The organism is Acinetobacter brisouii (assembly GCF_008993995.1).
Classification (GTDB): Bacteria; Pseudomonadota; Gammaproteobacteria; order Pseudomonadales; family Moraxellaceae; genus Acinetobacter; species Acinetobacter brisouii_A.
In genome coordinates, this window is record NZ_BKNN01000073.1 from 1 (window position 1) to 9,427 (window position 9,427).

Consider the following 9,427-nt stretch of genomic DNA (forward strand, 5'->3'; position numbering starts at 1 on the left):
TTATTGGTTCCAAAATTATATTGTATTTATTAAAGTATCATACTATAGGCAGGGCTAGTCTAAATTTAATTCTATCAAAATAAAAAAAGTTTCATACCAAAATTACAAAATACTGAAAATAATGAATATATTTTCTTTATTTTGAAAATTCGTATGAAACTTTATTACTAAGTATGATTATTTATTACCTAGTATCTAACTTTATTACTCAAAAACAGCTTGACTGCTTCGCTGTGCAGATCCATGACCCACTTTCCATCAAACTCCCGGTTGTAGTTCCACAAGCATCTCGCGAGTCTTGCCGGCCCGCTCCACTAACAAGACCACAACATCTCCAACGTTCTTGTCGTCTAGCCGGGCCTGTAATGTGGTGACGTCGTCGACGGCGATACCGTCGATGCTGATAACGCGATCGCCGGACGGATGTACTTGCCGGTCTTTATGAGTTGCGGCACCACGCGCATGACGGTATCCACCGGCACAGCGAAACCGATGCCAGCAGACGCGCCCGAAGGGCTGTAGATGGCGGTGTTGATGCCGATCAGCCGCCCGGCCGAATCGAGCAGCGGGCCGCCGGAGTTGCCGGGGTTGATAGCGGCGTCGGTCTGGATCAGGTGATCGATGGCAGGCCCGCCCCCTTCGCCGTCGAGGGTGCGGTCGAGCGCCGAGACGATGCCGGTGGTGAGCGTCCAGTCCAATCCGAAGGGATTGCCGATAGCGAACACTTTCTGCCCGACCTTGAGGTCGGCACTGGTGCCCACCGGCACAGCGGGCGGGCGCTTGAAGCCGACGCCGATCTTGAGCACGGCGATGTCGTGCTCGGGGCTGGCGCCCACCAGCGCAGCCTGATAATCGCGACCGTCGGCCAGTTTGACCGTGGCAGACGATGCCCCCTGGATGACGTGGAAGTTGGTCACCACGTGGCCGGCATCGTCCCAGATGAAGCCGGAGCCGGTGCCGCGCGGCACGGAAAAGACATTGCGCGACCAGACGTCACGCACCAGTTGCGCCGTGGTGATGTAAACCACCGACCCGCGCGATTTCTCGAACAGTTGGATGGTGGTCTGCTCGTCTGCCGCCAGATCACCACGCGGTGTCACCGTGCGCTCGGCCGCTTCGCGCGGACTGAACCAGGCTTCGATGGCAGGCAAGAACTGCCACAGCAGCATGAGTGCGGCGATGCAGCCAGTGATGACGAGCCAGCGCCGGATGAATCGGTCCGGCGCCGGGCGGCTGTTGAGGTCGGGGTAGGTCATGCCATTCTCCTTGTTGAAATCAGCGCCAGACACCGCTGGCGCGCCAACGCGGTGGGCGTGGCGCCAAGGGGATGTCCGGCAGAAATGGGCTGGAATGAAGCGGTTGCGGTGCCATCGAATCAGCCAATTCCCGCAAGCGTTGGATGCGCTCTGTCGTCGCCGGATGCGTGCGCAACCAGGAGGGTTCCGGGTTGCCCCATCCGGGCAGCAGCCAGGCGCGACTCTCCCGCTCGATCTTGGCGAGCGCCAAAGCCAATCCCTGTGGGTCGCCGGTCAATTCGGCGGTGAGCCGGTCGGCGTCGAATTCGTGCACCCGCGACAAACCCAGCAGCGCGAGCTGCGGCGAAACGGCCAGCAACAGCAGCGCCGGCCACTGGATAGCGACTGTGCCCCACAGCAAGGCCGGCAGGCTGAAGAGGAGCATGATTTGCCCCAACAAGGCCAGAAGATGGGTGAGCCGGCTGATGGAATCGGCCAGGCCCATGACACGCAAATCCTCGTTCGCAATATGCGCGATTTCGTGGCCGAGCACGCCGGTCAACTCGCGGGGCTCGCCCGTGAACAAGGGCTGCTGGCAGCGGCCACAGTTGGGATGTTCCGATAGCTTCGCAGTCGGTACGCGGTTGATGGACTGGCATGCGGGCAGACGAGGTGAAGATCATTCTTCATGGTTCGCCTCCTTGGACCACAGTGAGGCTGCCGCGCTTCGGGTCACAGACAATGCCGACCAATCAACGCCTTGGAGCCAATCGTTCCCGTCTTTGCTTACTCCGGCCTCTTCCAAATGAGCAGCGATGAACGCTTCGGCCTGCATGAGCCACCTTTGGACAGTATCTTCCTTACTAGGAATCAGCAGGATCTCAGAGACGCTGCTGGCATCCAGCCCGTCCACACGGATAAGCAGAAAAATGCGCCGCCACAAACGCGGCATGTCCTTCAGCAGGTCGAATGCGAAAGCGAACTCGCTCGACCGATCAACTAGCTCCTCCTGTTCCGCGATCGTTGCGGCATCGGGATGCTGACTGTCAGCGATGATATCGGCAAGCCTGAGTGTGTCATCGGGCTGATAAAATTCGAAGATTTCCTCTTCCACCATGGCCTCGGCCACGTCTTGGGCATCCGGTTCGACCGGCGCGTCCAGAGAAACGAATTCGCCAAATTGCCGGCTGCTTGCCACTTCGTGATCCAGGACGGCGAACAGATGCTTCAAAAGACCGGTGTAAGCCTCTTTTTCCCCCGGCACGGATTGCCATTCCACCTCAGCTCGGACAATCGCTTCATCCACCACGTCGCGCAGCGTCGGATAATCGCGCGGTAAATCGCCGACGGCACGCAGATAAGCCAGCTCACGCCTTGCGACAGCCTCAAGTTTCGACAGTAGAGGCATTCGGGTCACCTCGGCCTCATGGGCGGCTGATGCGGGTTTTGCGGCAATCCGCACCTTGAGCTCGCGCAAGCGCTCGCGTCGTGCTTTGCGCTTGATTTGATCCTGAGCATGCAGTCGGTCAAAATGCTTCTTGGCCTGACAGAACAACGACTGTGCGAGCATCTGCGCGAGGGGCGTCAGCTCGTTATGTGATGCAGTAACGCTGACAATCTTTTTGCCGGGCAGGTGCATATAGCCACTGGCCAGAAATTGCCGCTTCTTGTCGCGATCAAGGACGATTTGAAGTCGCGCTGAATCTTTAGTGTGTTTGTCGAGCAATGGCTTGAGGGCGTGCTCGATCACATTTCCCAAAGCTCTCTGCCAAGGTTCATGAAACTCTTTGTCGATAGCTCGATAGCTATATTGTATCTGCATGTATGACTCCTTCGATGTCATTTCTATGGAGGTATGAATCGAGGATGCTCATATCCATAGATTTTAGTTTGGCACGCTCTTACCCTAGGCGCGTTTTGCGAAGAGTCCAACTAAAGAACAAAAGCGTGACGCCATAGACTGCCGCATGGCAACCCAACAGCCAGCCTGCGGCCACGAATGACTCGACCGGACGGGTAAAAAATATCCACAAAACGATAGCACCAAGTATAATCGAGAGCAGTCCACTGAGGGCAAGCCAGATTTCACCCTTGATTTCCCGACGCAGCCGAACGGCGGCAGATATCTCCAGCACACCGGTGAAAATCGCCCAGAAGCCCACGCTAGCCCATAAAAAAGAAGCCAAGACTATCGTGGCGACCCAAGGAGCAACCAGGACGACGACGCCCGTAAGTATGCCGACAATGCCGCTGAACAGCAGCCAGCCCCAGCGCTCTTTTTTCTGGATATGGCGCACCGCTGCAAACAAGTTGAACGCGCCATTGACCAAGGAAAATGCGCCGAACATGATGGTCATGGCCAACAGAGCCGATTGTGGCATCCAGAACGCGAGGGCTGCAAAAATCAATGCCAAGACACCGCGCAGCACAAAAAGCCACCAATTTTGGCTCAGCGAACACAGTGCTTTGGTGGGGTCATCCGCATTGGAATTGGCGATGGTATCTGTGTTCATGCAATATCTCCTAAAGATCTATACAAAATAAAAAATCAAACACTCATGGGACAAGAGAGGGCCGCGACGCGCCCCTCTTACGCCCTATCCAGCGGTTTCAGAACAACTTGGACAGCTTTGCCTTGATTTCATCGAGCCAGCCTTTTCCGCCGCCTCCCCCAGCCGTCTTTTGCTTGACTTTCTTGAGTTCAGCATACAGGGGCTCAAAGTCCTTCTTCTTTCCATAGCCCAGCAGTTCTGCCATTTCCAACTGCTGCCGGGCTTCGTTCAATAATGTCTCCAGGCGCTCATTGGACGCTTCGCTGCGCTGACCATCTTCTACCAAGGTCTCGGCGCGCTGCAGGAGCAGCTTCGCACGCAGGACGGGCAGCGGAAGCACGCTGCGCTCCTCGACCAGCGTGCTGAGCGCTGCCTGCAGCGCGGCTTTGGCTTCTTCAATCTTGCCCTGATCGATCAGCGGCACGACTGCCTTCACGGCTGCGGGATAGGACGCCAAAGGGATGTTGGTGACCGTGATCACGATTTCACTGGCCAGCAAAGCCAGCATGTGGCGAGCCTGTTGCACCTCGCCATGTTTGAGGGCATCCAGCGCCTCGTCGGTCATCGCCTCAATGGTTTCCGTGTTGGCGAACAAGTCGTGCACGATGGTGCGCACATCAACGCCGGCCAGGGCGAGCGTGGGTTCGCGCGCGACGATCAGCTCCAGCTTTCCCGTCACTTCGGCCAGCGTTGCCAATGCGCGTGCAGTGTCCTTGCCGTCAAGTGCGGCCAGCGCTGATTTGGTCAGCGACAAGGCCGAGACCGCCTCATCGAGGACTTGTTTACGTTTGTCTGCCGCCTGCGAGTCCGTTTCTTTCTGAACCTCAGGCTGTACCTCCGTGACGACTTCAGGCTTGGACTCTGGACTGACAGGAAGGCTGCTTACCGCGGCCTGTTCGTTTTTTCCTTCGTTCGTCGCATTGGGATTTGGTGTTTGCTCATTCATGGTGATATGCCTCGTATGAGATAGTGAAAATAGGCGAATCTATTGGGGCTGAATGCGAACATCGCGAGACTGACCGACAGAGCAGTCAGCCCCTTCATCACCTCAAAGAAGATGACCGCGTGCCCCGCTGTGGGGATAGTGACCGCCAGCGGCACGAGGGTGGCTGCCCATGTCAGCCCGTTGGGGTCGGACACGACAGCCCCCATCGCTCAAGATTCGCCGCCCGCTGACTTCTTCTTGCGCGCAGGCTTGCTCGCGTCGCTCGGCGGCGCCTCAGCCACGTTCGCGGCATCGGGCTTCTCAGGCTCGGCCGGCTTCGCGGGTGGCTCCTGGCGCTCGAAGACCACCCGTTCGGCCTTGTCATCCCAGCGGGCGCTGGCGTGATCGCCCTTGCCGATACCGCCACCCAGCATCTCGCGCGCCAGTGCCGTCTCCAGCTCGCTGCGGATCAGCCGCTTGAGCTCACGCGCGCCGAACTCGGGCTTGTAGCCTTCCTCCGCGAAGTGATCGATCAAGGTCTGATCGAAGGTCAGCGTCACGCCCTGGCTGGCGGCGTTGCGGGCCACACGATCGAGCTGCAGGCCGACGATATGGCGGATCTCCTCCTTGCCCAGCGCATGGAAGACGATGATCTCGTCGATGCGGTTGATGAACTCGGGGCGGAAGTGTCCGCGCAGCACGTCCATCACCTCGGACTTGGTCTTCTCATACTCCTCGCCGGCGGCGCTACGGGCCTTCAGCCGACGCTGGATGATGTCCGAGCCCAAGTTCGAGGTGGCGATGATGATGGTATTGGTGAAATCCACCACCCGACCCTTGCCGTCGGTGAGCCGCCCGTCGTCGAACACCTGCAGCAGGATGTTGTAGACGTCGGGGTGAGCCTTCTCGATCTCGTCCAGCAGCAACACGCTGTAGGGCTTGCGACGCACCTTCTCGGTGAGCTGGCCGCCCTCGTCATAGCCCACATAACCCGGAGGCGCGCCCACCAGGCGTGCCACGGTATGGCGTTCCCCGTACTCGGACATGTCGATGCGCAGCAGCGCACCTTCATCGCCATAGATGGACTCGGCCAGCGCCTTGGCGAGCTCGGTCTTGCCCACGCCGGTCGGCCCGAGGAACAGGAACGTCGCCACCGGCTTGCTGCCCTCGCGCAGGCCCGCCCGCGACAGCCGCACGGCATCGGCCACCGCGCGCACTGCTTCATCCTGACCCACCAGGCGCTCGTGCAGCCGCTGCTCCAGATGCAACAGCTTCTCGCGTTCTTCCACCGTCAGCTCGTTGACCGGAATGCCGGTCAGGCGCGAGACGATCTGTGCGACATGCTCGGCCTTGACTTCGGCGCTGCCCGAGGCGCGCTCGCGTTCCCATTCCTCGACGAGCTTCTTGAGTTCACTCTCCTTGGCCTCGATGCGCTTGCCCAGCTCGGAGGCCTTGTCGTACTGCTTGCGCGAGGCCACATAGTCCTGCTCACGCCGCAGCTGGTGCAGTTCGGACTCCAGCTCTTGCACCGCCACCGGGCGGGCCGTGGCTGACAGCTTCACGCGTGCGGCCGCCTGGTCAAGCAGGTCGATGGCCTTGTCAGGCAAAAAGCGCGCGGTGATGTAGCGGTCCGACAACTCGGCGGCGGCGATGATCGCATCCTCGGTGATGCTGACCTTGTGGTGCGCCTCGAAGGTGTCGCGCAGGCCGCGCAGGATCATCATGGTCTGCGCTACCGTCGGCTCGGGCACCATCACCGGCTGGAAGCGACGCTCCAGCGCGGCGTCCTTCTCGATGTACTTCTGATACTCGTTGAGCGTGGTGGCGCCGATCAGGTTCAGTTCGCCGCGCGCCATCATCGGCTTGAACACGTTGGCCACGTCCAGCCCGCCTTCGCCGCCACCCTGGCCGGCACCGACGATGGTGTGCACCTCGTCGATGAAGAGAATCATCTCGCCCTGGTGCTCGGTCACTTCCTTGAGCACCTTCTGCACGCGCTCCTCGAACTCGCCGCGATACTTGGCGCCGGCCACCATGGCGTTGATGTTGAGTTCGACCAGACGCTTGTCGCGCAGCGTCTCGGGCACTTCACCGGCGACCATGCGCTGCGCCAGTCCTTCGACGATGGCGGTCTTGCCGACGCCGGGCTCACCAATCAACACCGGGTTGTTTTTCTTGCGCCGGGCCAGCACCTCGATGGTGGTCTCGATCTCCTGCGCACGGCCGATCACCGGGTCGAGCTTGCCGTCACGCGCCATCTTGGTCAGGTCACGTGAGTACTTGTCGAGTTCCGGCGTGTTGGTCGGCGTCTCGGCGCGGCCATCCTCTGCGCCCTTGCCGACCACCTTGCTGACCTGTTGGCGCAGCGCCTGCGGCGTCAGGCCGTAGCGGCGCAGCAGGTTAGCGGCCAGCCCTTCGCCTTCCTCGGCCAGACCGATCAGGAAATGCTCCGGCCCGACATAAGAGTGGCCGAGTTCATTGGAGGCCACGAAAGCACGGCTGAGCGCGTCCTTGACCCGGGGCGACACGCCGATCTCGCCCTCGAACGGCTTCTCGCCGCGCTTGGCTTCGGATTCGATCTGTTGCTTGAGGTCATCGACCTTGATCTTGAACTGCCCCAGGATGGTCTTCACCACATCGCTGTCGGATAGCGCCAGCAGCAGGTGTTCGGTATCGACTTCGGCGCGCCCGAACTCTGCAGCGTGTCGGGCGGCCTCCTGCAATAGGGCCTCGGACTGTTCGCTGATACGGCTGGCGAGCCCACTGCCGCGACGGCGCGGCGCACCTGAACCTGCGGCGGCGGGCTCGCCGAACGAGGCATCGACCACGTCATCGGTATCGGCGGCCATCGGCGTCGCGGCGTCGCCGATGCGGAAGAAGTCACTGTCGAGGAAGTCCTCGAACAGGCCGCTGCGCGAGCCGAACAAGGCTTCCAGCGGCGAGACGGTGCGCTTTTGCTGGCGCACCAGTTGACGGTAATGGTCGTCACACAACAGCATGGTGCTGTGACGACCGTTGAGATTGGCTTCCACCCGCACGGTGGCGGGTTGGCTGCAGACCTGGCATTGTTTTCTGTCCATGATGATGCTCCTGTAAAGATTGATCTGACGAGGCACCGACGATCACGGTGCCTCATCTCTTTTTGTTTTTTGAGAAAAACGCGCTGCCCCGCGTCAGCCGTTGATCGGGATCGAGCGTGAAAATCACCTGTAGGTGCGCTTTCATTTCGCCCTCTCCAATCGCGTCGCTTTGCGGTTCCGGCCAAGGAAATCCTTGCAAGACTTTGTAAGACTTTGCTCTTACCAGGAAAAAATATCAAGAGTCAATGTACAGCGGCTTTGTTACACAAAGATTTGAAATGCAAAGCGCCCCTAATTGAGCCAAATTTAAGGCGTAACTTGGGTAAGTGGTCGACCTAATTCCGTAAATCTGTTGAGGACTGCTACACGTGCATGAATTTCATTCACCTGACTAGGAAAGCTTCTTGCCATTAATTTATCGCCTAATAATTTGATGCAATGCATCTTAGTTTCAACCAAACTTCGCCGATGATAGCCTGACCATTTTTTCCATAGTGTCCTGCCTAAACGTTTAATTGTTCTAAGTAATTCATTTCGCTCTAGCGAGCTACTCTTTGTATCTTTCCATGGTTTCGCATTTTTTCTAGGTGGAATCACCGCATGCGCTTGCCGATCTGCAATGACCTGACGGCATTGCTTGGTGTCATAAGCTCCATCGGTATAAACACAGTTAATCTGCTCATCTTGTGGAATCTGATTAAGTAAATCACCAAGCACCTGTGAATCACTGACATTATTGGTTGTAAGCTGAACTGCTCGTATTTGTAGGGTTTTAGCATCTATACCAATATGAAGTTTACGCCATTGGCGACGATATTCAGGTCCATGTTTCTTGCGTTTCCATTCGCCCTCACCTAGAAACTTCATGCCTGTAGAGTCCATGAGTAGATGCAGCCCATCGCTACTTTTTTGGTAGCTGATTACAATATCAATATGCTTTTGTCTTCTACAAAGCGTGGTGTAATCTGGAGCTATCCAATTTAATCCGCAAAGTTTAATCAGACTTTGCACAAAGCCAGTGACCATACGTAAAGACAGACGGAATAAGGATTTAATCATTAAGCAGCATTGGATGGCTGCGTCGGAGTAGGTTTGATTTCGCCCTTGTTTGCCTTTTGATGGCGCATACCATTGCGTAGCAGGATCAAACCAAATGGCAATATTTCCGCGACTCATGAGTGCTCGGTTATATGCGGACCAATTGGTTGTGCGGTAGATTTTGTGTGTAGGCTTCTTCATTTAGAAATTATATCGCTGAAAAACCCTTTACAGATAGGTTTGTGCAACAAAGCCAATATTCAATCACCTCTGTTTTGTATAAGCCATTCACTGTTTCAGCCAAAGCATTATCGTATGAATCACCAGTTGTACCGACTGATGCTCGTAAATTTGCTGCTTCTAAACGATGGGTATAACGAATGGAAAGATATTGAACACCTCTATCGGAATGATGAATCACATTCTTTGGCATGCCTCGATCGTGCAATGCTTGCTCAAGTGCATCGAGTACCATATCTGTATTCATCCGTGTAGATACTTTCCATCCAACAATTGCTCGTGAGAACACATCAATAATAAAGGCGGTATAGACCCAGCCTGAATTTGTTTGAATATAGGTAAAGTCAGCAACCCACA

5 protein-coding genes and 3 pseudogenes are annotated in these 9,427 nt (G+C 56.9%); all 8 read right to left on the minus strand.

The window, feature by feature from the left end:
* Positions 1–258 precede the first annotated feature (258 nt).
* A pseudogene (locus GBN19_RS13190) lies at positions 259–1,256 on the minus strand (S1C family serine protease).
* 19 nt (positions 1,257–1,275) lie between these two features.
* A pseudogene (locus GBN19_RS13195) lies at positions 1,276–1,925 on the minus strand (M48 family metalloprotease).
* Positions 1,915–3,057, minus strand: coding sequence for a hypothetical protein (locus GBN19_RS13200; protein ID WP_151778456.1), 1,143 nt, complete (start codon positions 3,055–3,057; stop codon positions 1,915–1,917). Before GBN19_RS13200 ends, GBN19_RS13195 begins: the two are co-directional and overlap by 11 nt.
* A gap of 79 nt (positions 3,058–3,136) precedes the next feature.
* Positions 3,137–3,748, minus strand: coding sequence for a heat resistance membrane protein HdeD-GI (gene hdeD-GI / locus GBN19_RS13205; RefSeq protein WP_151710896.1), 612 nt, complete (start codon positions 3,746–3,748; stop codon positions 3,137–3,139).
* 97 nt (positions 3,749–3,845) lie between these two features.
* Positions 3,846–4,733 carry a heat resistance protein YfdX2 gene (gene yfdX2 / locus GBN19_RS13210; protein WP_151778457.1) on the minus strand — a complete coding sequence of 296 codons (888 nt, stop codon included), beginning with the start codon at positions 4,731–4,733 and terminating at the stop codon, positions 3,846–3,848.
* Between the two features lie 209 nt (positions 4,734–4,942).
* A complete protein-coding gene (clpK, locus tag GBN19_RS13220; protein WP_151778459.1) occupies positions 4,943–7,792 on the minus strand; it encodes a heat shock survival AAA family ATPase ClpK in 2,850 nt (949 codons plus the stop codon).
* Between the two features lie 306 nt (positions 7,793–8,098).
* Positions 8,099–9,031, minus strand: coding sequence for an IS5 family transposase (locus tag GBN19_RS13225; protein ID WP_151778460.1), 933 nt, complete (start codon positions 9,029–9,031; stop codon positions 8,099–8,101).
* Positions 9,032–9,086: 55 nt separating this feature from the next.
* A pseudogene (locus GBN19_RS13230) lies at positions 9,087–9,427 on the minus strand (DDE-type integrase/transposase/recombinase); the annotation flags it as partial.